We start from the raw sequence: 21,033 nt of genomic DNA on the forward strand, positions 1-21,033 counted from the left end.
TAATTTATTATGAAATTTTACAAAATAGACTTATTAACCCTGTTGATAGGTCTTTTTCTTTTTGCGTCCTGTAAATCCTCGAATACCATTGGCCTGGACGTTGATCCGGAAACCGCTGTTCAAGGTGAGCTGATCGACACACTAACCATCAACACCCAGACTTTACTGGAGGATCCAACGACGACAAACAACCTGGCCCGGTACCCACTTGGCTTGTTGACCGATCCTGTTTTAGGAACAACCGAGGCCAGTATCGCCATGAGCGTGAACCTGCCAAGTTCCAACTACAAGATCCAGCTGGATGCGACACTTGACTCGGCCGTATTGCTACTACCCTATGCAAGTGGATTCTACGGCGATTCTACTTCCGTATACAGCGTAAATGTTCATCAGCTAACCGAGAATCTTTCTACACAGACCTCTTTCCCAAGCAATAAGGAATGGAGTGTAAACACCAGTTCTGAACTGGTTCCAAATGGTGTTATCGGTAACTTCACTGGCCGGCTTAGACCGAATACCGCAATTCGGGTGACCGAGGTTGTTAGCGGAAAAGCAGACTCGACGAAAAGCGTGAAAGCTTTAAGAATTAAGCTCGACAACAACTTTATCACCGAAAGCATCCTGAGAATCCCTGCAAATGCACTGGTTAACTCTGCATTTTTCAATAGTCGTTTTAAAGGACTTCGGGTAAGTGTAAACAAAGAAGGTGTTTCGGGAAAAGGTGCACTGGCATTTTTCAATGTATCAAACACCGAGGATGCTGGCCTTGAGGTTTATTTCAAGCAAAATAATGCTACCACTGCTTCCAAAAAAGATACCGTGTCAGCGCTCTTCCCGGTAAGCACCAGTCTTAATCCTGTCGCAGCAACAGTTAAACACGATTATACTGGAACCCCGGTGGAAACGCAACTTGCAAACCCGGGTGTTCAATATGAAACGACTTACCTGCAAGGAACCACTGGCTTAAGGAACAAGATCACTTTCCCACACCTGGCAAGTTTAATCCAGAACCTGGGCGGCAAAGTAATTATTAATAAAGCCGAGCTGGTTGTTGACCTTGCTGCCGGTACTGACGTTGCGCCATTTACACCTGCTGATCGTTTGGCATTATACCGTTATGACATCGCTGGTCAGCGTGCTTACATTCCGGATGATCCCTTAGGCACTGACCGAAGAAAATTAATAAACTACGGTGGTACTTACGACGCAACCAAAAAGAACTACTCCTTTGTCATTACGGCTTACCTGCAAGACTTACTTGATGGTAAAACCCAGGACTACGGAACCTATATTGCAACAACAGGTGCAACAGGAACAGAATCGACGCTTTTAGCAGTGCCAACATCAGGTGGCAGATCTGTAATTGGATCGTTCAATAATCCGAATAACAAGGTAAAGCTGAATATCTATTATACTAAGATCCAATAGTAGCCGCAAAACATAATTTAAGCCGCCTCATTTTTGTGAGGCGGCTTTTTTTTGCGCTAAACTTTCCTGCGAGGGTTAAGCTTGCATACGGGTTATACCTGGAAAGCCAGTGGCTTTGGGGTTGAGCCGCCCTCAAGCCGCCCTCTACCCGGCGTTGATACGCCCTTGACCGCCTTACTGGCGGATCAATGCCTCATGGATACCCATGCAACGCAGGTTCAAGCCAGGAGCAGTGGGCATTAAAAAAGCCGCTTTACCATTTTCAGGTAAAGCGGCTACAAAAATCTTTGAGATTATTTAAAACGGGATATCGCCTCCGATATCTGCAGAACCCGAGTAATCATGCTCTGGTTTAGAAACCGCAGCTGCAGGTGTTGTGTTTTCAAAATCACTCTTGCGGCCAAGTAGCGTGAAGTTCTCTGCAACAACTTCCGTCACATATTTTTTTACCTTTTCCCGGTCCTCGAAAGTGCGGGTACGTAATTTACCCTCAATATAAACCAGCTTACCCTTGGTCAGGTATTTGGAGGCAACCTCCGCCAGTCCCCGCCAAAGCACAATATTATGCCATTCAGTTTGTTCTACACGTTTGCCATCTTTGTTATAACTCTCAGAAGTCGCCAAAGGAAAACTTGCAACTGTAACACCGCCTTCTAAATGCCGGACTTCAGGATCTTTGCCTAAATGTCCTACTAAAATTACCTTATTGATACCTGACATGGACTTATAATTTGGTTAGATAAAATTTAACAAAGTCGTTAATGACGTTGGGTTTTGGCACAGCCATCAAGGCCTCGCTGTTTAGCCATTTAAAACCTGCCTTTGTATTAAAGTTAGTGATATTATTGTCTAAAGCAAAGAACTGCACATATATTATTTGGTGCGTAAGTACATGTTTTTTGTTTATCACCGGACGCAAAACGGGGATTGATCCGAACAGTTCATGCATAGCTTTCTGGAACATTTCCGGATCAGCATAATGCTCCTGAGCGGTCTCTACCAGGGGGAAATCATAGAGCTGCTGCCAGACGTCGCCGGCACTGCGTTGTTTCATCAATACCAGGCCATCCTGCTCGATTACGAAGTAGTTGAAATGCCGGACACGTTTACCTGCAGCCTTCAGCTTCACTGGCAGCAGCTGTGTCTGGTGGTGCTTAAATGCGAAGCAGTCCGGGCGCAGGGGACAGCTTTCACACAGCGGCACTTTGGGTTTGCACTGCAAGGCACCAAACTCCATGATGGCCTGATTGTAAATGGAAGGATCCTGGCCCTGGATTAACTCGGTAGCCAGTGCAGCAAACTGCTTTTGGCCTGCAGGACTGTTGATCGGCAGATCGATACCAAAATAACGGGCAAGTACCCGGTACACGTTACCATCAACTACAGCACGTAACTCTTTGGCAGAGAAAGAACTGATTGCAGCAGCCGTGTAAGCGCCTATTCCCTTGAGCTTGACCAAAGTATCATACTGTGTAGGAAAAATGCCGCCATGAAGCTCCATGACAGCCCTGGCCGTATGCAGCATGTTCCTCCCTCTGGAGTAATAGCCTAAACCCTCCCAAAGTTTCAGGATTTCCGCTTCCGAAGCGGCGGCAAAATCTTTTACGGTGGGGAAACGGCTTAAAAAACGGTTGAAGTACGGCATACCCTGCTCCACGCGGGTTTGCTGCAGGATAATTTCGGAAAGCCAAATAATGTAAGCATCAGATGTATTTCTCCAGGGTAATTCACGTTTATTATTTAAATACCAGGTGATTATTTCCGGTTGAAAATTCATGCCTGCAAAAGTACATGCTTATTAATACTTATTTACAAAACTTGCATTCAGCTGATGCTTTAAACTACAAATAAATGATCTTTTATTTTCCTATCTCGTTAAAAAGCAATACTTTTGCAACCCCAAAACACTGATAAACATAACACACAATAAATTAATAATAACGAATATGACTAAGGCAGATATTATTACAGAAATATCAACAAAGACAGGAATTGAGAAAGTAGATGTGCAGGAAGCAGTTGAAGCTTTTTTCAAGGTAATTAAAAATAGCATGATCAGTGGCGAGAACGTATACGTCAGAGGTTTTGGAAGTTTTGTTGTAAAGAAACGTGCGCAAAAGACAGCCAGAAATATTTCTAAGAATACTGCGATCATTATCCCTGAGCATTTTGTGCCAAGCTTTAAGCCTGCGAAAGTGTTCGTGGAGAAAGTAAAAAACAACTCTAAAAAAATTACTGCTGTAGAAGCCTAATTAATCATGTCAAATACCCGTTCTAAACAAATCATCTTAGTTTCGGCAGTTTTACTGCTGGTTGTATTTTTGTTTACACGGGATATTAAGGGCCTGGTTAAACCGAAGGAAGATACCACCGCTGCACCTGCAGCAGGGCAAATGCAGGCTGAAGCCGCTGAGATTAATCTGGATGAGGTTTCCACGGTAGGGAAGAACTTAGTCGGCTCTGCCGTTGCGAAAGAGATCTCTACACTGGAAAACGAATTCAAGACTTCAAACGGCAGTAAAAAAATCAGCCTTGCAGCTTCACTTGCTAAAAAGTGGGATGCGGTAGATCAACCTGTTCCAAGTGCCTTGTACCTGGAAATGGTGGCACAGCAGGAAAAAACATTAAATAGCTGGCTTGCCTCTGGCGAGAAGCTGATGAAAGCATTTGATAACAGCAGGGACAGCACATTGTTGCAGCCCCTGTTGCAAAAAGCTAATGCTTCATACAGCGCAGCTGTAGCACTGGATTCTACGAATCTGGATGCGAAAACCGGATTGGGAATTACCATCGTCAATGGTATGGGTATGCCGATGCAAGGTATCGCCATGCTGATGGACGTGGTTAAAAAAGATCCGAAAAACCTAAAAGCAAACATGAGTTTAGGCATCTTTGCAATTAAGTCAGGTCAGTTTGATAAAGCCATCGCCAGGTTTAATGACATCATTGCCATCAAACCATCACCGGATGCTTATTTCTATCTGGCAACCTCTTACGAGAGCTTAGGAAAAAACAAAGAAGCTATAGATGCCTATTTGCAAAGTAAAAAGCTAGCCGGTAACCTTACCCTGTCTAAATTTATTGACAGAAAAGTAGCCGAGCTGCAAGAAAAAATTTAATCAACAGATTTTTAAAATATTAAACTTTAAAATTATGCCAAGCGGTAAAAAAAGAAAAAGACATAAAATGGCCACCCACAAACGCAAAAAACGTTTAAGAAAAAACAGACATAAGAAAAAGTAATTTCTTAACTCTTATATACGCAACAACATAGATCAAGCATATTCATGGTCTATGTTGTTGCGTATAGTGTTTTATTTTCAGTCCATGTATTAATAAGGTATCCGTACCTTGAAATCTCTAGCTTTTGGTAAAGGAATTAATTATCGATTCGGCTCCAACAGGAGTAACCATAGCTTTGATTGAAGACAAACACCTTGTAGAGCTTCATAAGGAACACATCAACAATAATTATGCTGTAGGCGATATCTATTTAGGCCGCATTAAGAAAATTATGCCCGGCCTGAACGCGGCCTTTGTTGATGTAGGTTATGAGAAAGATGCTTTTCTGCATTATTTTGATCTAGGCCCTCAGGTGCAGTCTTTAATAAAGCTCACAAAAATTAAGCGGAATGGATCAGTTACTGGAAATTTACTCGATGATATCAAATTAGAGCCCGATATTAATAAGGCCGGTAAAATATCAGAGGTCGTTTTCAAAAACATGGTGGTGCCGGTTCAAATAGCCAAAGAGCCTATTTCAACCAAAGGGCCCCGTCTAAGTTCTGATCTTTCCATCGCAGGCCGGTACATTGTTTTAGTACCCTTTTCAAATGTGATCTCCATCTCTAAAAAGGTTAAGAGTAATACCGAACGTAATCGACTTAAAAAGATTATCGAAAGTATTAAACCTAAGAACTTTGGTGTGATCATCAGAACTGTTTCCGAAGGGAAAGGCGTTGCTGAGTTACAAAAAGACTTGATGGACTCTGTTGCAAAATGGGAAAGCTTCATGAAGAAGTTACCTGATGCAGAGCCTTCAAAAAGAGTGTGGGGAGAAATGGACCGCACTTCAACTTTAATCCGTGATATTCTGAGTACAGACTTCACGAACGTTTATGTTAACGATCAACACCTGTACGAAGACATCAAATCGTACGTACATGAGATCTCTCCGGAAATGGAGAAAATCGTTAAACATTACAGACACAAAGAGCCCATCTTTGAGCATTTCGGGATCGAAAAGCAAATCAAAAATGGCTTCGGTAAAACCGTAAACCTACCCGGTGGGGCCTACCTTGTTGTTGAGCATACAGAAGCATTGCACGTTATTGACGTGAACAGCGGAAACAGAACGGCAAGCAAGGAAAACCAGGAAGAAAACGCCTTACAGGTTAATAAAGAGGCTGCAAAAGAAATTGCCCGCCAGCTTAGACTGCGAGATATGGGCGGTATTGTGGTGATCGACTTCATTGATATGCACAAACCACTGAACAGGAAGATCCTGTTTGATGATCTGCGTGAACTGATGCAACTTGATCGCGCCAAACATACCATCCTGCCTCCAAGTAAGTTTGGTTTGGTACAGATCACCCGCCAGCGGGTTAGACCTGAAATGAACATCGTGACAAGCGAGAAATGTCCGACTTGCGGTGGAACGGGAGAAATCAAAGCCAGCATCGTGTTGATGGATGACATTGAGAATAACCTGAACTACATCCTTCGGGAGCAAAATGAAAAGAACGTAACCTTGTGTGTTCATCCATACATTGAAGCGTACATTAAAAAAGGGATCTATTCCCTGCAATGGAAATGGTTCTTCAAATTCGGACAACGAATTAAGATCCGCGCAGTTTCCTCTTACAACCTAACCGAATTTCACATTCTTTCTTCCAAGGAAGAAGAGATCAAACTCTAAAACAACAACAAAAAGGGTATTCAATAGAGTACCCTTTTTGCTTGCTGCACTTTTCGGTTATTAAAAGCTAAATTCGTAACAACTAAATATTAAGCAATTGGCTAAAGCTAAATCCTCCTATTTCTGTCAGAGCTGCGGTTATGAATCCGCAAAGTGGCTCGGCAAATGCCCCTCATGTAACCAGTGGAATACCTTTGTTGAAGAGATCGTTGAAAAGAGCAGCGCAAAAGTGCCTTCCTGGAAGACCAGTTCTTCGACGCACCGCAGCAATGTGCCCAGTCAGGTAAGCACCATTGTTTCGTCGACGGAGAAACGTTTGAGCACGAGCGACCAGGAGCTGGACCGCGTACTTGGCGGCGGACTGGTAACTGGATCAGTGACCTTGATTGGTGGCGAACCGGGCATCGGGAAATCGACACTGATGCTGCAGCTGGCACTGAACATTGATAATAAAAAGGTGTTGTACATTTCTGGTGAAGAAAGTGAGCAGCAGATCAAGATGCGTGCAGAACGCATTACCAGTACACCACGGGCCGACTGTTACATCCTCACGGAAACCTCTACACAGAATATATTTAAGCAGATCGAGATCCTGGAACCAGAGATCATCATTGTAGACTCGATACAAACGCTGCACTCCGCACATATCGAATCCACACCTGGCAGTGTATCACAGGTGCGGGAATGTACCGCAGAACTGCTTCGTTTTGCCAAAGAAACGGATACCCCGGTATTCCTGATCGGGCACATCACTAAAGATGGCGCAATTGCAGGCCCAAAGATCCTGGAGCACATGGTGGATACGGTGCTGCAGTTTGAAGGCGACCGTCACCATGTTTACCGTATTTTGAGATCGATCAAGAACAGGTTTGGTGCCGCAGCAGAGATGGGGATTTATGCCATGAACAGCACGGGCTTGCGCGAGGTTTCCAATCCTTCGGAGATTCTGCTTTCTCAGCGGGATGAAGAGCTGAGTGGCATTGCGATTTCAGCCACTTTAGAGGGCGCCAGGCCAATGTTAATAGAAACACAGGCATTGGTGAGCATTGCAGCTTACGGAACGCCTCAGCGTTCTGCTACGGGCTTTGATACCCGGCGGATGAATATGCTGCTTGCGGTGCTGGAAAAACGTTGTGGATTTAAGCTGAGTACCCGTGATGTGTTCCTGAATATCGCAGGTGGTATTAAGGTGGAAGATCCGGCGATCGATTTGGCCATAATCGTGGCCATTATATCTTCCCATGAAGATATTCCGGTAAGCTCTAAAAACTGCTTTGCCGCAGAGGTTGGCCTTTCGGGCGAGATCCGTGCGGTTAACCGCATTGATCAGCGTATTCTGGAGGCACAGAAGCTGGGCTTCGACAAGATCTTTGTTTCGAAGTTTAATTTGAAAGGGTTGGTCATGGAGAAGTACAGCATCGAGGTGATTGGCATCAGCAAAATTGAAGATGTACTATCCATCTTATTTGGCTAAAAAGCAGCCTTAACTTGAATTAATATCTACATGTTGGGGAATCTGATACCCACTGTGGAATGTACCTAAGTATTGTGGCACATTAAAAAGCGTCTTTAAATGTAAATTAGGGGGTTTTTTGCTGGAATTCAAAGTTGGAGCATAAATTGACTATACCTAATTGTTCTAATCCAGAGGTGGGTTTTAACATAATTATAGGGATGATTAAAATCTCGTTACCGGAGGGTAACGAGGTTTTTTTTTGCGCCAGATTTTAGGGCATAAAAAAACCAGGCTTTCGCCTGGTCTTGTATTTAAAATTAAGAAGGAACTATTTACTTAAGTACATGGACTTGTCTTTAACCAGCTTAAGGAAGTATGGATCTTCCAGGTTTTTGATGAAACGGATAGCTTCACCCGTAGATTTCATCTCCGGACCTAATTCTTTGGTTACTTCAGGGAACTTATCAAAAGAGAACACAGGCTCTTTAATCGCGAACCCTTCAAGCTTGCGCTCAATAGTGAAGTCTTTCAGTTTGTTTACACCTAACATTACTTTTGTGGCGATATTGATGTAAGGAACCTGGTAAGCCTTCGCAATGAAAGGAACAGTTCTGGAAGCTCTTGGATTGGCTTCAATCACATATACTTTATTGTCTTTAACCGCGAACTGGATGTTTAGTAAGCCTCGTACATTCAACGCACGCGCAATCTTTTTAGAGTATGCCTCCATGTTTGCAATAACCTCTTCAGATAAACCAAACGGTGGCAATACTGCACTTGAATCACCGGAGTGAATACCTGCAGGTTCGATGTGCTCCATCAATCCTACAATATGTACATCTTCACCGTCGCAGATGGAGTCAGACTCGGTTTCTTCTGCACGGTCAAGGAAGTGGTCAATCAGTACACGGTTACCAGGAAGGTCACCTAGTAATTTCACAACCGCTTTCTCCAGGTCTTCATCATTGATCACGATGCTCATACCTTGTCCGCCTAGGACGTAACTTGGACGAACCAATACCGGGTAGCCCACTTCGTTAGCAACTACAATAGCCTCTTCAGCATTTTCAGCAACACCGTATCTTGGGTAAGGAATCTCAAGTTCTTTCAACAGGTCAGAGAAACGGCCACGGTCTTCCGCAACATCCATATCATTGTAAGAGGTACCAATGATCTTGATACCATGCTCATGAAGCTTCTCAGCCATCTTAAGCGCCGTCTGGCCACCCAACTGCACGATTACACCTTCAGGGTTCTCCAGGTCGATGATCTCACGAACATGCTCCCAGAATACCGGCTCGAAGTATAATTTATCAGCAATGTTGAAGTCTGTAGAAACCGTTTCTGGGTTACAGTTCACCATGATCGCTTCGTAGCCACTTTCTTTGGCTGCAAGGATACCGTGCACACATGAATAATCGAACTCAATACCCTGACCAATTCTGTTTGGTCCTGATCCTAGTACGATCACTTTCTTTTTCTCCGAACGGTGTGACTCGTTTTCTTCTTCGAAAGTCGAGTAGTAGTAAGGTGTTTTAGCGGAGAACTCTGCTGCACAGGTATCTACCATCTTGTAAACACGCTTGATGCCTAAGGCATGTCTGCGGTCGTACACTTCATCTTCAGTAACATTTCCCAACAAGTAAGCGATCTGAATATCAGAGAAGCCTTTCTGTTTAAGCGTTACGAAGAAGTCTTTCGGTATGTTGTTTAAGGAATATCTTTTTAGTTCTGTTTCCAGTTGAACAAGTTCCTGGATCTGAGAAAGGAACCATTTATCAATTCTGGTTACTTTACGGATGGATTCCAATGGAACGCCCATGCTCATCGCATCTTTGATCAGGAATAAGCGGTTCCAGCTGGCATGCTCCAGGCCGTACATGATCTCGTCGATGCTACGGTTGTGTTTACCATCAGCACCTAATCCGGCTCTGCTGATCTCTAAACTCTGACAAGCCTTCTGTAAAGCCTCGATGAAGGTACGGCCGATCGCCATAACCTCACCTACAGATTTCATCTGCAAGCCTAGCTCCATGTTCGCACCTTTGAATTTATCAAAGTTCCAACGAGGGATCTTCACGATTACATAGTCAAGGGTTGGCTCAAAATAAGCGGAAGTCGTTTTGGTGATCTGATTTTCGATCTCGTCAAGGTTGTAACCGATGGCCAGTTTCGAAGCGATCTTCGCGATTGGGTAACCAGTTGCTTTACTTGCAAGGGCAGATGAACGGGAAACCCTAGGATTGATCTCAATGGCGATGATCTCGTCGTTCGCCGGGTTTACGGAGAATTGTACGTTACAACCACCAGCGAAGTTACCGATCGCTCGCATCATTTTGATGGCCTGATTACGCATATCCTGGTAGCAACGATCAGATAAGGTCATTGCAGGGGCAACAGTGATCGAATCGCCGGTGTGGATACCCATTGGGTCAAAGTTCTCGATCGAACAGATGATGATCACGTTGTCATTGCTGTCGCGCAAAAGCTCCAGCTCATATTCTTTCCAACCCAACACCGCCTGTTCTACCAGTACCTCATGTGTTGGAGAGGCTTCAAGACCACGTTTTAACGCATGGTCAAATTCTTCTTTTTTGTGTACGAAACCACCTCCTGAACCACCAAGGGTGTACGAAGGTCTGATTACAAGGGGATAGCCGATCTCTTGTGCAGCTTCTTTACCTTCAAGGAAGGAGTTTGCGATTCTGGAATTCGCAACGCCAACACCGATGTCTACCATCAGCTGGCGGAAAGCTTCCCTATTTTCTGTTTTTTCAATCGCAGCAACATCAACCCCAATCACCTTAACGCCATATTTTTCCCAAACACCGCGTTCCTCAGCTTCCTTACACAGGTTTAAGGCTGTCTGCCCACCCATGGTTGGTAAAACTGCATCAATGCTCTGTTCAGTTAAGATTTCAACAATGGAGTCAACCGTTAATGGCCGTAAATAGACATGGTCAGCAATGACCTTGTCTGTCATAATTGTCGCCGGATTTGAGTTGATAATGGAAACTGAAATGCCCTCTTCTTTGAGGGATAAAGCTGCTTGTGAACCTGAATAATCAAATTCAGCGGCTTGTCCAATGATAATTGGTCCTGAACCGATAATTAATACTGAGCGTATCGAGGTGTCTCTAGGCATAATTGCGTTTAAATATGAAGCGACAGGTTCTATGCGAAATGAAGTAATATCCCGACTATCCTGTCGGGGTGCAAAGATATGGTTTAAAGAGATACCGAGCAACAAAAAAGACCACTCTGGTTAGGAGTGGCCTCTAGGTTTAGGTTGATTGTTTATATATTATTGCTGTAGCTTAATTTCGCCCATATCAGTAGTGCTGCCCTCCACCACGGCGACCCCCTCAACTGGGGTGTCTTTAAACGGCGCCACACCTTTGAACCATACCGAATAGGTTCCCGGTTTTACTTTGGCTAAAAAGAATGTACCATCGGTTATCGGTGAACTGATGGTGTCCTTCCCCGAAATGGCCATCACGAGATTAGCACCTTCCGCAGGTACCACGCTACCTTTAATCGCACCTTCAAAAACATTTGTAAATGCAAATACAGCCGTAAGTGGAACAATACATGCTGCATATTTTAAAAAGCTCTTTACCATGATTGCCATTTTAAGTTCGACAAATAGACAACCTTCGTTCTAAATTGTTTTATTTTTTTAATTTAAAGTTTTTTCATTGTTACAATCAGGGCGCCTATTTAGCTGTAATTCAACACTCTGTAACAAAGACATTTTCTTTAAAACATTAGACGTCATAACAACGTCATGAAATATAAAGAAGGGTCTTTTCCTTCAGTTTGAACATACTTCATTAATCACTTTTCCGTTCTGTTCATAAACATTGCCAACGCGGTATTTGCTTTTGTCTGGAATAGTCAGACGCATGATTTCAGGTGTGGTTGTAACCAGCACCGAGTAGAATTGACTTAAAACATCCTCTTAATCGAGGGTATTCTTCATAAATAGTTTGTTTGGTTTATTATCCGGCAAGGAAAAGATTTCCCTGCCGGATTTTTTGTTGTATTTGTATTTAGGATATTTACTTTTGACCATGCTGTTATTTGCTGATGCCCTGAAAGAAAGTTTCCTGCAATTCTTCACGCAAACTAAACCGCTTGAATGGGCGGGTGTAATCACTGGCATTCTTTGCGTTTGGCTCGCGGCAAAGAATAACATCCTCAGCTGGCCGATTGCCATCATCAGCGTAATTATCTATACCATCATCTTTTTCGAAGCCAAGCTCTATGCCGATATGGGCTTGCAGGTTTATTTTTTCTTCATGAACCTTTATGGCTGGTACTTCTGGAGCAACAATAAAAACCTGGAAGAGGCGAAAAGCCCTGTGCTATCCATTACAAAAAAAGAGATCCTGCTTTCAATTTTGGCCGTAATTGCTTTCACCTATATTCTTGGCAACTTGCTTCATTACAATACGGATGCTTCTTTCCCTTTCATTGACAGCTTCTGCACGGCATGCAGTTTAGTCGCACAGGTTTTTCTTGCCAGAAAGGTGATGGAAAACTGGCTGATCTGGATCTTCGTAGACATCATCTACGTAGGCGTTTACTTTTCTAAGGAATTGTACCCAACAGCCCTGATGTATGCCTTGTACGTTTACATTGCCGCGGTAGGTTATACCGACTGGCGCAAAATTTACCGAACACAACATGATTAAAAAGATAGCGATCGTAGGGCCCGAGAGTACAGGCAAATCAACCATCTCGCAGCAGCTGGCCAGACATTATAATACTTTGTGGGTAGCAGAATTTGCGAGGTACTACTGCGCCGCACTTACGGAACCTTGCACCATGCAGGACGAGATCAACATGTTCCACGGCCAGGTTGCGCTGGAAGAATCGGTGCTCGCAATGGCGGATAAAGACTTCATCTTTTGCGACACCACCTTTGTTACGGTTAAGATCTGGAGCGATGCCATGCTGGGTCGCACACCACAGCTCGTGCTGGATGCACTACCTAAAAGAACTTACGACTTCTACCTGCTGATGGACATTGACCTGCCATGGCAGGAAGACCCTTTGCGCGACTTCCCCAATCAGCGGGAGCACTTCATGGAGGTCTGGCATAAGGAACTTCAGGCATTAAATGCCAATTATGTGGTAATAAGCGGCATCGAAGACCGCTTTGATAATGCTGTAGCTGCAGTAGATTCTTTCTTAGAACAATAGCGAACCACAACTAAGTGCGCTGAATTAGTGTCTGGGCACCTCTTCAAAACACCCCCCGAACTGCACAGCTGGACAACAGTTTCACAACTAAGCCCCGCTATTCAGCGTTTTGAAATAATTTCATACCTTTGCGACATCAAAAAGGGGTGCCTTGTTTTGCTAAGAAACACAAAAACAGGCTGAGAACATACCCATTATAGCTGCACACACAACCTGCCGCTATATGAACCTGATCCGGATAATGCCGGCGTAGGGATTGGAGTTATGGAGTTTAACTACACTGTAAGTACCCCTACTTACAGCAGGTTTAACTAAAAACGTTAGAAATTGAAAAAGTTACTGTTTACAGCCCTGGCTGTAATGTTACTGCCTTTATTTGTACAGGCACAGCTAAGCCTTCGCGGCAAAGTTTCCCAGGCGGGAACAAACAAAGTCTTACCCGGCGCAAGTGTCAGAATTCAAAGCCCAGCCAGAAACACGCAGACCGATGCTTCCGGAAGCTACCATTTCAATAACCTGCAAGCAGGAGATTACACTGTAGTGGTTACTTACCTCGGTTTCACTGCCGCCCAGCAAACCATTTCCCTTAATGCAGATCAAACCCTTGACTTCCAGCTTAGCGCTTCGGCGTTCCTGGCGGATGAAGTGATTGTGCGCTCCACCCGGGCTACCGAACGTTCTGCCACAACGTTCAAAAACATCGGTACCGAGGAGATCGAAGCCAACAACTTCGGACAGGATCTGCCTTTCATTCTAAACAATACTCCCGGCGTGGTGGTGACCTCCGATGCGGGTGGTGGCGTAGGTTATACCGGTATTCGCATCCGCGGAAGTGATGCCACCCGTGTTAACGTAACACTGAACGGCATTCCATATAACGACAGCGAAAGCCAGGGCACGTTCTGGGTGAATATGCCAGACTTCGCCTCCTCCGTAGATAACATCCAGATCCAGCGTGGCGTAGGTACCTCCACCAACGGCGCCGGGGCTTTCGGCGGTAGCCTGAACATCCAAACTACAGGAACCAGCGCTGAGCCCTATGCCGAGCTCAACAATACCTATGGATCCTTCGATACCTGGAAGAACACCGTGAAACTCGGTACCGGCCTCATCAACAATAAATGGAGCTTTGATGGGCGACTGTCCAGAATAAAATCTGATGGCTTCATTGACCGCGCTGCTTCCGATTTGAAGTCCTACTTCCTTTCCGGTGCTTACCAGGGCAAAAACGACCTGATCCGCCTGAACGTCTTTGGCGGATCAGAGCAAACCTACCAGGCCTGGAATGGTATTCCGGAATCCCGGTTAAATGGTGATCTGCCAGGCATGCAGGCCTACATTGCCAGGAACTACCTATCCGAAGCTGATGCCGCGAACCTGCTGAACTCCGGTAACCGCACCTACAACCCTTTCACCTACAAGGACCAAACCGACAACTATTGGCAAAACCACTATCAGCTGCTTTATGCCCGCCAGCTAAGCGACAAGCTTACCTTTAACGGCGCACTGCACTATACCGACGGCCGCGGGTACTATGAAGAATACAAGGCAGACCAGAAGTTCAAGAACTATGGCCTCGCAGATGTGATCCTTGGTGGTGATACTACTACGCGTACCAACCTGGTTCGGCGCAGGTGGCTCGACAATAACTTCTATGGCCTTACCTACAACCTGAACTACCAGGCAAACAGCCAGCTGAACTTTACCATCGGCGGTGCTTACAACGAGTATGATGGTAAACATTTCGGTGAGATCACCTGGGCGCAGTTCGCCTCAGACGGGAACCTGGGCGATCATTACTATGATAACACCGGCAAAAAGCAGGACTTCAACATCTTCGGAAAGCTGAACTTCAGTCCAAGTGAAAAGCTGAGCCTCTTTGCCGACCTGCAATACCGCAACTTAAACTATACCGTGCGTGGAACAGAGAAAAACCTGAACCAGCTGGACATTACCGATAAGTTGAACTTCTTTAACCCTAAAGTTGGCGCAACCTACTTCCTCAATCCGCAAAGCAACTTCTACGCATCCTTCAGTGTTGCCAACAAGGAACCCAACCGCGACGATTACATCAATGCAACAGCAAACCTTTACCCGCTCTCAGAGCGCCTGTACAATACCGAAGCAGGGTACCGGTTTAAAAACGAAAAACTACAGGCGGGCCTGAACATCTACCACATGCAGTACAAAGATCAGCTGGTACTGACCGGAAAGATCAATGATGTAGGTGAATCCATCCGCCAGAATGTGGATGACAGCTACCGCTTGGGTGTCGAGCTGGATGCATCTTACACCATCAGTCCAAAGTTCCTGATCAATGCCAATGCTGCCCTGAGCCGCAACAAGATCAAGAACTACATCGATTATCTTTATGAATATGATGACAATGGCGACATCAGCAACATCATCACGACGGATTACAAGGATACCGATATCTCCTTCTCACCTGCAGCGGTCGCCTTTGCGGAGCTTGCTTACGCACCAGCAAAAGGGCTTGCTATTGCTTTCCAGAACAAGTATGTAAGCAAACAGTACCTGGACAACACACAAGATGATACCCGCAAACTGGATGCATATTATGTGAGTAACATTCGCGCAGGTTATACGTTTACTGCTTTAGGCGTTAAAAAAGTAAACCTTAGCTTACTTATAAATAATATTTTTGACAGAAAGTATGAAAGTAACGGTTATACCTACAGCTCGTTGTACCAGGGTGTAAGAACCACGGAGAACTTTTATTTCCCGCAAGCCGGCACAAACTTTCTACTATCCTTAAACCTAAAGTTCTAAGCAATGAAAAAATACATTGAGCAACTACACTTCATCACCCACGACTTAGACCACCTGAGCCATGTGGAACAGGCAAGAATCGTGTGTGAAGCCGGCGGAAAATGGATCCAGTACCGTTGCCTGACCAAAGATGATGATGCACTTCTAGCAGACATCAATGAAATTGCGACCATCTGTGACGACTGGGGTGCCACGCTCATTGTTACCGATCATATTCACCTGCAAGGAAAAGCAGATATCCAGGGCTTTCACATGGAAGACATGAATGCCGACTTCCTGCGCATCCGTGCGCAAGTTGGCGAAGCCTGTACCATCGGCGGCTCTTCCAACACGCTCGAAGGATTGCTGCGCCTCGCGAAAGAAGGTGTAGATTATGCCGGCTTCGGTCCCTTTGCCCACACAGACACTAAACCAAACAGCTACCCACATCTAGGCGCTCGAGGTTACGAACAGGCCATGCTAAAACTCAAAGAAATGCAGGTAAACCTACCCGTCCTTGCTGTAGGTGGTGTAACCATCAATGATGTAGAGGCACTTATGCAGACCGGTATATTCGGCATAGCGGTTTCTTCGGCAATCAATCAGGCAGAAGACGTTGAAGCCGCATACCTGGATTTCTACCAGAAGTTGCGCTAAAACACTAAGCGGCTAATAAAAAATTGTAGGCCATAAAACACGGAAAAACAGCTAAAGAAAGGGGCTGGTTGTATCATAACAATCAGCCCCTTTTTCCTTTAAACAAATGGTTAGTTTTTAGCGATTAGCAGTTACCTTTGTTTAAAAATACACCTCTTGCAAAAAGCTACCATCATCGACAAGAAGGACCCCTACGCGGCCCTGCGTTACAAAGAATTCCGCTCCTACCTGGGCATGCGGTTCTTTTTCACCTTTGCTTACCAAATGCAGGCCGTAATCATTGGCTTTCACATATACCACCTTACCAAAGATCCGCTAGCCTTAGGGCTGGTCGGTCTCTGTGAAGCCATCCCGGCCATCAGCATTGCACTATATGGCGGCTACGTGGCCGATAAGTCCGAAAAGCGTGGCTTACTCTTAAAAGTCTTTATAGGCGTATTCATCTGTTCCTTGGTGATGCTGCTGGTAACCTCCAGTCAGATGCAGCCCTATGTACCCGTAAACTATATCGTGCCTATCATGTACCTGATGGTATTCGGAATCGGTATTGCGCGGGGTTTCTTCAGCCCGGCAACCTTCTCCCTGATGGCTCAGATCGTACCCAAAGAGATCTATCCAAACTCCAGCACCTGGAACAGCTCCAGCTGGCAGGCAGCTTCCATCATCGGCCCTGCGATGGGCGGGCTGATCTACGGTTTCTTTGGCATCACCGCCACCTATTCCCTGATCCTGTTTTTCATTGGTGTTGCACTCATCTGTATCTTTTTCCTGAAACCACATCCACCCACATTCATCCCCAAAGACAGTATCATCAAGAGCCTTACCGAAGGCGTAAAGTTCGTATTTAACAACAAGATGATGTTGGGTGCCATGAGCCTGGATCTCTTTTCGGTATTCTTCGGCGGGGCCGTGGCACTATTGCCCGTATTTGCAAACGACATCCTGAAAGTTGGCTCTGAAGGACTGGGATTCATGCGTGCAGCAGCATCCAGCGGTGCAGTGATCACCATGTTCCTGATGACGCGCTTTTCGCCGATGAACAAGCCATGGCGTAACCTGCTGATCGCGGTAACGGGATTTGGAACCAGTATTATCTGTTACGGCCTTTCTAAAAACTTCTATTTAACACTTGCATTCCTGTTTATGGAAGGCGCGTTCGACAGTGTAAGCGTGATCATCCGCTCCACAATCATGCAGCTGCTCACCCCTGATCAGATGCGGGGCAGGGTCTCTGCGGTGAATAGCATGTTCATCGGCTCATCCAACGAGATCGGCGCCTTTGAATCCGGGCTCACTGCAAAACTCATGCGCACCGTGCCCGCAGTGGTGTTCGGCGGTAGCATGACCATACTCGTGGCCGGCATCACCTACATGAAGACCAAAGGCATGACCAAGCTATCCCTTGAAGAGATCAACGAGCATACAACTTAGTTAGCCATTTACTTCAGGCACCCGTTCGCCCACCTGCTGGCGCCACATGGCATAGTACAGTCCCTTTTCATCCAGCAGGTCCTCATGGCGGCCCTGTTCGATGATCTTACCACGCTCCAGCACGTATATGCGGTCCGCATGGCGGATGGTAGATAGCCGGTGTGCAATCAAGATGGTGATATGACTGGTCTGTTCGGAAACGTCTCTGATGGTAGCTGTGATCTCCTCTTCCGTCAAGGAGTCCAGCGCAGAAGTAGCCTCATCAAAGACCAGGATATCCGGCTTACGCAGCAAAGCACGCGCAATAGATAGTCGCTGCTTTTCACCGCCGGAAACCTTAACACCACCTTCACCAATAACACTGTCCAGACCTTTATCTGCACGCGCAAGCAGATTCTCACAAGCCGCCTGACGTAACACGAACATACATTCTTCATCGGTTGCACCCGGTCGTACAAACTGCAGGTTCTCCCTTATGGTACCTGAAAACAGCTGCGTATCCTGAGTCACGAAGCCGATCTTCTCACGAAGCTGATCCAGATCAATCTCCTCTGCCGGGGTATCGTTATAGAGGATACTGCCCTGAACAGGTTTATATAGCCCTACAAGCAGCTTCACCAAAGTGGTTTTACCCGAGCCGGAAGGACCTACAAAGGCTATTGTCTCCCCATTATTGCTTCCAAAGGAGACGTCCGTAAGTGCGTTCTGCTGCCCGGTCAGGTGTTTAAAGCTCACACCCTTAAAAGCCAGACGAGTAATACGCTCCAGCTTTACGGGATTTGCTGGTTTCTGATCTACCGGAATACTTAGAATACGCTTGAAGTTATCCAGGGATACTTCCGCTTCGCGCCAGTATAGGATTACATTTCCAAGCTCTTGCAGCGGACCAAAAAGAAAGAAGGAGTAAAACAAGAACGAGAAGTACTGTCCCGGCGATATGGTGTTGTCAAAGATCAGGATCAGCAAAACCACCACCATACAACTCCGTACAAAGTTCACCGTTGTTCCCTGCAGGAAGCTCATGCTACGAACATATTTTACCTTCTTCAACTCCAATCCCAGAATCTTGTAGGTGGTCTTGTTCAGCCGCTCAATCTCCTGATTGGCCAATCCGAGACTTTTCACCAGCTCAATATTACGTAAGGATTCCGTGGTTGAACCCGCAAGCGCGGTTGTTTCCTTAATGATCGTACGTTGAATAACCTTGATCTTATTACTCAGCAACCAGCTCACCAGACTGATGATCGGGATGGCAGCAAAATAGATCAGCGTCACTTTGTAACTCACCGTTACCGAATAAACGATCACGAAGACCATTCCGATAAGACTCACAAAGAGTACAGAGATAAATGAAGTAATGAACTTCTCACTGTCCTGACGCACCTTTTGCAGCACGCCCAGGGTTTCCCCGCTACGCTGATCTTCAAAAACCTGGTAGGGCAACTCCAGTGAATGTTTTAAACCGTCTGCATACATCTGTGCACCTACTTTCTGCACAATAATGCTGGTAAAGTAATCCTGCAGGTTCTTAGCGATCCTGGAGCCCATTGCTGCAGCTACACCAAGGCCTACCAGGCCAAGTACGCCCCAAACAAATTCATTGCGGCTCAGGTCATCTTTGCGCTCAATAAAGCGGTCTACGATCAAACCGGTGATATATGGATCAAGTAAAGAAAAACCAATGTTTAAGGAAGCAAGCACAAGGGCCAGGATAACGATCCACTTGTATGCTTTTAGATAGGCTAAGAGTAATTTCATTCAGGCCGGAGATATGAGGAACAAAAATAAAAAAAGGAATACAGCAGCTGCCATATTCCCTTTTTTTTACTAGGAAAGATCAAAAAAATGACCTTAAATCGTCATGATGTCTTTCTCTTTTGCTTCCGCGTGTTTGTCAACTTTCACGATGCAGGCATCAGTGATCTTCTGAACTTCCGCTTCACCAACTTTAATGTCATCATCAGACACGGCTTCTGCTTTCAATCTCTTGATCTTTTCGTTTGCATCTTTACGGATGTTACGGATCGCGATACGGCCTCTTTCAGCTTCCTCTTTAACCTTTTTAACCAGGTCTTTCCTGCGCTCTTCTGTCAAAGGTGGCACAATCAGACGGATTACAATACCATCATTCTGAGGATTGATACCAATATTGGCTTCCATAATGGCGCGCTCAATAGGTACCAGCAGTTGTTTCTCCCAAGGCTGGATGTTCAAGGTACGCGCATCTGGCGTAGTGATACTTGAAACCTGGCTTAGGGGAGTCGGTGCACCATAATAATCAACCATGATCCCGTCAAGCATACCTACAGATGCTTTTCCAGCACGGATCTTGGTTAATTCAGATTCGCAATGGCTGATTGCCTTCTCCATAGTAGCCTGCGCATCCTGTAATTGTTTCTTTATCAGCTCATTCATATGATATTATTTTTGCAATATATATTCTTATCCTGCTACCAGGGTTCCAATTTCTTCACCATCGGTAACTTTCAACAGGTTACCTTTCTTATTCATATCAAACACAATGATCGGCAATTCGTTTTCCTCACATAAAGTGAACGCCGTCATGTCCATCACGTTCAGGTTGTTTGCATAAACTTCCTTGAACGACAGGTTAGTATAGCGTGTTGCGGTAGCATCTTTCTCCGGATCGGCGGTATAGATTCCATCAACACGGGTACCTTTAAGTACAATATCCGCTTTGATCTCAATTGCACGCAATGCTGCAGCAGAATCAGTGGTAAAATATGGATTACCGGTACCAGCACCGAAGATCACCACACGGCCTTTTTCAAGGTGCCTTACCGCCCTGCGACGAATAAAAGGTTCGCAGATCTGCTCCATTTTAATTGCGGTAAGTAAGCGGGTTTTAATGCCCACTTTTTCCAGTGCATCCTGCAAAGCCATACTGTTGATTACCGTAGCAAGCATACCCATGTAGTCTGCCTGCGCACGGTCCATACCCGACTTCTCTGCACTTAATCCTCTGAAAATATTTCCCCCTCCAATTACAATCGCGATTTCCAGACCTTTATCATGCACGGTTTTAATCTCTTTGGCATACTGATTAACAATTTCATTGTCAATGCCATACTGTTTGTCGCCCATTAGCGATTCACCGCTAAGCTTTAATAAGATCCTTTTATACTTCATTTCTTCAAAAATACTA

The 21,033-nt window shown here is 45.3% G+C and carries 17 protein-coding genes; 10 read left to right on the plus strand and 7 right to left on the minus strand.

Annotated features, from left to right (window positions below; all coding sequences use genetic code 11):
* Positions 1 to 9 precede the first annotated feature (9 nt).
* On the plus strand, positions 10 to 1,428 hold the full coding sequence (locus ACTHQF_RS03975; protein ID WP_440428557.1) for a DUF4270 domain-containing protein: 1,419 nt from the start codon (positions 10 to 12) through the stop codon (positions 1,426 to 1,428).
* 297 nt (positions 1,429 to 1,725) lie between these two features.
* On the opposite strand, the gene ACTHQF_RS03980 is transcribed toward ACTHQF_RS03975, so the two are convergent.
* Positions 1,726 to 2,148 carry a single-stranded DNA-binding protein gene (locus ACTHQF_RS03980; RefSeq protein ID WP_440428558.1) on the minus strand — a complete coding sequence of 141 codons (423 nt, stop codon included), beginning with the start codon at positions 2,146 to 2,148 and terminating at the stop codon, positions 1,726 to 1,728.
* Between the two features lie 4 nt (positions 2,149 to 2,152).
* Positions 2,153 to 3,205, minus strand: a complete 1,053-nt coding sequence (mutY, locus tag ACTHQF_RS03985; RefSeq protein WP_440428559.1) for an A/G-specific adenine glycosylase — start codon at positions 3,203 to 3,205, stop codon at positions 2,153 to 2,155.
* A 169-nt stretch (positions 3,206 to 3,374) separates the two neighbouring features.
* Here mutY and ACTHQF_RS03990 point away from each other — a divergent pair, with 169 nt between their 5' ends.
* The 4 genes from ACTHQF_RS03990 to radA all read left to right on the plus strand — a co-directional run bounded on the left by ACTHQF_RS03990 (position 3,375) and on the right by radA (position 7,820).
* The gene (locus tag ACTHQF_RS03990) at positions 3,375 to 3,680 is read left to right on the plus strand and encodes an HU family DNA-binding protein (protein WP_188625318.1); all 306 of its coding nucleotides are present in this window, start codon (positions 3,375 to 3,377) and stop codon (positions 3,678 to 3,680) included.
* A 6-nt stretch (positions 3,681 to 3,686) separates the two neighbouring features.
* Complete coding sequence (locus tag ACTHQF_RS03995; RefSeq protein WP_440428562.1) at positions 3,687 to 4,547, plus strand: tetratricopeptide repeat protein; 861 nt, start codon at positions 3,687 to 3,689, stop codon at positions 4,545 to 4,547.
* A 248-nt stretch (positions 4,548 to 4,795) separates the two neighbouring features.
* Positions 4,796 to 6,346 (plus strand): Rne/Rng family ribonuclease, encoded by a 1,551-nt coding sequence (locus ACTHQF_RS04000; RefSeq protein WP_440428563.1) that lies wholly within the window; start codon positions 4,796 to 4,798, stop codon positions 6,344 to 6,346.
* 97 nt (positions 6,347 to 6,443) lie between these two features.
* Positions 6,444 to 7,820: a DNA repair protein RadA gene (gene radA, locus ACTHQF_RS04005; protein ID WP_440428565.1), complete on the plus strand. Its 1,377-nt coding sequence runs from the start codon at positions 6,444 to 6,446 to the stop codon at positions 7,818 to 7,820.
* A gap of 310 nt (positions 7,821 to 8,130) precedes the next feature.
* Here the strand turns inward: radA and carB are convergent, their stop codons facing one another.
* Positions 8,131 to 10,947, minus strand: a complete 2,817-nt coding sequence (gene carB / locus ACTHQF_RS04010) for a carbamoyl-phosphate synthase large subunit (protein ID WP_440428567.1) — start codon at positions 10,945 to 10,947, stop codon at positions 8,131 to 8,133.
* Positions 10,948 to 11,106: 159 nt separating this feature from the next.
* The gene (locus ACTHQF_RS04015) at positions 11,107 to 11,424 is read right to left on the minus strand and encodes a carboxypeptidase regulatory-like domain-containing protein (protein ID WP_440428569.1); all 318 of its coding nucleotides are present in this window, start codon (positions 11,422 to 11,424) and stop codon (positions 11,107 to 11,109) included.
* 451 nt (positions 11,425 to 11,875) lie between these two features.
* Here ACTHQF_RS04015 and pnuC point away from each other — a divergent pair, with 451 nt between their 5' ends.
* The 5 genes from pnuC (at position 11,876) to ACTHQF_RS04040 (ending at position 17,867) form a co-directional block, all read left to right on the plus strand.
* On the plus strand, positions 11,876 to 12,499 hold the full coding sequence (gene pnuC / locus ACTHQF_RS04020; RefSeq protein ID WP_440428571.1) for a nicotinamide riboside transporter PnuC: 624 nt from the start codon (positions 11,876 to 11,878) through the stop codon (positions 12,497 to 12,499).
* Positions 12,492 to 13,010, plus strand: a complete 519-nt coding sequence (locus ACTHQF_RS04025) for an AAA family ATPase (RefSeq protein WP_440428572.1) — start codon at positions 12,492 to 12,494, stop codon at positions 13,008 to 13,010. Before pnuC ends, ACTHQF_RS04025 begins: the two co-directional genes overlap by 8 nt.
* Before the next feature lie 327 nt (positions 13,011 to 13,337).
* Positions 13,338 to 15,800, plus strand: coding sequence for a TonB-dependent receptor (locus ACTHQF_RS04030; RefSeq protein ID WP_440428574.1), 2,463 nt, complete (start codon positions 13,338 to 13,340; stop codon positions 15,798 to 15,800).
* Between the two features lie 3 nt (positions 15,801 to 15,803).
* Entirely contained in the window at positions 15,804 to 16,436 is a 633-nt protein-coding gene (locus tag ACTHQF_RS04035; protein WP_440428575.1) for a thiamine phosphate synthase, read from the plus strand.
* 156 nt (positions 16,437 to 16,592) lie between these two features.
* Positions 16,593 to 17,867 carry an MFS transporter gene (locus ACTHQF_RS04040; RefSeq protein WP_440428576.1) on the plus strand — a complete coding sequence of 425 codons (1,275 nt, stop codon included), beginning with the start codon at positions 16,593 to 16,595 and terminating at the stop codon, positions 17,865 to 17,867.
* Here the strand turns inward: ACTHQF_RS04040 and ACTHQF_RS04045 are convergent, their stop codons facing one another.
* The 3 genes from ACTHQF_RS04045 to pyrH all read right to left on the minus strand — a co-directional run bounded on the left by ACTHQF_RS04045 (position 17,868) and on the right by pyrH (position 21,017).
* Positions 17,868 to 19,625: an ABC transporter ATP-binding protein gene (locus tag ACTHQF_RS04045; protein ID WP_440428578.1), complete on the minus strand. Its 1,758-nt coding sequence runs from the start codon at positions 19,623 to 19,625 to the stop codon at positions 17,868 to 17,870. It abuts the gene before it with no gap.
* A 93-nt stretch (positions 19,626 to 19,718) separates the two neighbouring features.
* Positions 19,719 to 20,282 (minus strand): ribosome recycling factor, encoded by a 564-nt coding sequence (gene frr, locus ACTHQF_RS04050; RefSeq protein ID WP_440428579.1) that lies wholly within the window; start codon positions 20,280 to 20,282, stop codon positions 19,719 to 19,721.
* Positions 20,283 to 20,309: 27 nt separating this feature from the next.
* Entirely contained in the window at positions 20,310 to 21,017 is a 708-nt protein-coding gene (gene pyrH / locus ACTHQF_RS04055; protein WP_440428580.1) for a UMP kinase, read from the minus strand.
* Between the last annotated feature and the right edge of the window lie 16 nt (positions 21,018 to 21,033).

The organism is Pedobacter sp. SAFR-022, from assembly GCF_051965375.1.
Lineage (GTDB): Bacteria > Bacteroidota > Bacteroidia > Sphingobacteriales > Sphingobacteriaceae > Pedobacter.